The organism is Geobacillus sp. ZGt-1, from assembly GCF_001026865.1.
Lineage (GTDB): Bacteria > Bacillota > Bacilli > Bacillales > Anoxybacillaceae > Geobacillus > Geobacillus thermoleovorans.
Window position 1 is genome coordinate 46,888 of record NZ_LDPD01000028.1, and the last position, 925, is coordinate 47,812.

Annotated in this window: 1 protein-coding gene; it reads right to left on the reverse strand. The window is 56.3% G+C overall.

Annotated elements, in window-relative coordinates; genetic code table 11:
• Positions 1-76: 76 nt before the first annotated feature.
• Positions 77-628, reverse strand: a complete 552-nt coding sequence (locus VU18_RS14690; RefSeq protein WP_011232841.1) for a manganese efflux pump MntP family protein — start codon at positions 626-628, stop codon at positions 77-79.
• Positions 629-925 lie beyond the last annotated feature (297 nt).

Genomic DNA, 925 nt, shown 5'->3' on the forward strand with positions numbered 1-925 from the left:
ACAACTTTTGGTGAAGAGCCGCAAAAAAAGCAGGCAGTCCGCTTTTTTCCACTGAAGGAAAACCGCCTGCCGCCGTTTATAGAAAAAGCAGCTTGAGCCCGAACGCCAGCAAAATGCTGCCGCCGAGCGCTTCGCTGTAAGAACCGAGCCATTGCTGAAAATGGCGGCCGACAAAAAGCCCAACCCATGTCAGCACCATGCTGAACAGACCAAACAGCAAAATCGTCACCATCGTCCGCGCTCCGAAAATGCCGAGGCTCAGCCCGACGGAAAAGCTGTCTAGGCTGACGCTGAACGCAAAAAAAAGCAACCCCACCCCACGAGGAAACAGCGGTGAGCCATCGTCCCTCCGGAACGAGGCGATGATCATTTGCCCGCCAAGCCATAACAGCAGCGCCCCGCCCGCGTATGTCGCGACACTTCCGAACTCGCGCGACAGCAGGCGGCCGACCGCCATGCCAGCAAGCGGCATGAGAATATGAAACAAGCCGATCGTCAACCCGATATAAAACATTTGCCGCAGCCGGAGGCGCAACAGCCCCATTCCTAAAGCGACTGAAAACGCGTCCATGCCCAGCGCCAGCGCCATCATTGACAGCGCGATGATTTCGCCGATGAATGCGCCCATGTTTCTTCCCTCCCGGACCGGCCTTATTGCTAAACATATGCACGTCCAGGGCAGTTTAGAAGCAGAGCGGGCAGCCAATGGGCGCCGCCTGATTGACGGGCGGACGGAAAAGAAAAAACCGGTCCACAACAGACCGGTTTAGCGCTTGGAAACGGCATCCCCCAAATCCTCTAGTTGCAATTTGAACCTTACCGTTTGCAGAGCCGTTTTCTCGACTGTCGCACGACCGAACAACGCCGCTTCCAAACCCATACATGGATCTGTGAAGCGCGTTTCCGTTCGGTCTTCCGTCACGCC

Excerpts from the sequence above, each read along its gene's own strand:
- VU18_RS14690 (WP_011232841.1), bottom strand. The coding sequence starts at position 628 with ATGGGCGCATTCATCGGCGAAATCATCGCGCTGTCAATGATGGCGCTG.